Source organism: Frankia sp. CoWAU3 (assembly GCF_977971855.1).
This window is the reverse complement of sequence record NZ_CDWWXB010000059.1, coordinates 15700-17245: the sequence shown is the minus strand read 5'-3', so window position 1 is coordinate 17245 and position 1546 is coordinate 15700. Positions and strand designations below refer to the sequence as shown.

The window sequence follows — 1546 nt, the reverse complement described above, 5'->3', positions numbered from 1 at the left end:
AAGGTTAAACGACAAGGTCAGATGATGGCGTTAAATGTCATTGGATATCACTATTTGTCATCGGCTTGTCATCGGCTTGTCGGTGATCGTGGTGCGCGGCGGTGCCGATCGATCCGGGTCGGGTCGGCGACGGATGGTTTGTTTGCGTGGCGGACGTGGAGGAGGGGGGACGTTGTCATGTCGGCGGGCTACCGTGGCGGATGGAGCGCCGGCACAGTGGGCCAGCCGCGACGGATGGAACGAGGCAATGACCGCTACCGACACGGTGACGCCGAGCGACAATCGGGCACCGCGGGACAACCGCGAACCCACCACGGGCCCGGTTCCCCGCCGGGCTGATCCCGCGAACAGCCGCGGTAACGCCACGCGGCCCCGCTCGATGGCGAAGGCCCACGCCGAGCAGGTCGTGATGGTGGTGACGATCGTGGTGCCGCTGGTCGCCCTGGCGGTCGCGATCCCGGCGATGTGGGGGCAGTGGATCTCCTGGCGGGACGTCGTCCTCGCCGTGGTGTTCTACGGCATCACCGGCCACGGCGTGACGATCGGCTTCCACCGTTACTTCACCCATCGCGGCTTCCGGACGTCCAGGCCGGTGCGGATCGCGTTGGCGGTCGCCGGCAACATGGCGATCGAGGGTCCGGTCATCCGCTGGGTGGCCGACCACCGGCGTCATCACGCCTTCAGCGACACCGAGGGCGACCCGCACTCGCCGTGGCGTTACGGTCCGGGGACGTGGTCGCTGATCAAGGGTCTCTGGCACGCCCACGTGGGTTGGCTGTTCGACGTCGAGCAGACCGACCAGCGTCGCTTCGCCCCGGACCTGCTCGACGATCCCGACATCATGAAGGTCAGCCGCTCGTTCGCGCTGTGCGCGTTCGCCAGCCTCGCGCTGCCCGCCGTGATCGGCGGCCTGTGGGGGGGTTCGTTCGCCGCGGCGCTGGAGGCGTTCTTCTGGGCCGGGCTGGTCCGTATCGCGCTGCTGCACCACGTCACGTGGTCGGTGAACAGCATCTGCCACGTCCTCGGCTCGCGTCCCTACCGGTCGCGGGACCGGTCGACCAACGTGTGGCCGCTGGCCCTGCTGTCGATGGGCGAATCCTGGCACAACCTGCATCACGCCGAGCCGACCTCGGCCCGGCACGGGGTGCGGCCCTGGCAGATCGACACCAGCTTCTACCTGATCAAGATGATGGAGACCGTTCACCTGGTGCGGGACGTCCGCTGGCCGGACCCGGCGCGTCTCGCGGCGAAACGCGCCACCGCCTGACCGGACGGCGGGTGGCGGTGGCTTGTCAGCCACCCTCGATCTCGGCGGCGAGGGTGAGCCAGGCCTCCTCGGTGCTGTCCTTGTCCGCGACGACGGCGCGCAGCTCGGCGTCCAGCGTCAGCAGACGCTCATGATCCGTCGCGGCCTCGGCCAGCTCGTGATGCAGCTCCTGCTCGCGTCGGCTCAGGCGATCCAGGGCGCGCTCGAGCCGGGTCAGCTCCTTGCGGGCGGCGCGCAGCTCGCCCCCGGACAGGACGGGCGGCCCACCTGTCCGCCCGG

General features: G+C 69.3%; 1 protein-coding gene and 1 pseudogene. One reads left to right on the top strand and one right to left on the bottom strand.

Going from position 1 to position 1546, the window contains the following annotated elements; all coding sequences use genetic code 11:
• Positions 1–247 precede the first annotated feature (247 nt).
• Positions 248–1267 carry an acyl-CoA desaturase gene (locus AC08ON_RS07970; protein ID WP_476607064.1) on the top strand — a complete coding sequence of 340 codons (1020 nt, stop codon included), beginning with the start codon at positions 248–250 and terminating at the stop codon, positions 1265–1267.
• A gap of 25 nt (positions 1268–1292) precedes the next feature.
• Here AC08ON_RS07970 and AC08ON_RS07965 read toward each other — a convergent pair.
• Positions 1293–1546 (bottom strand): annotated as a pseudogene (locus AC08ON_RS07965) (ABC transporter ATP-binding protein); the annotation flags it as partial.

What these genes read in the sequence shown, in the direction of transcription:
- AC08ON_RS07970 (WP_476607064.1), top strand. Translation starts at nt 248, where the DNA reads ATGACCGCTACCGACACGGTGACGCCGAGCGACAATCGGGCACCGCGG.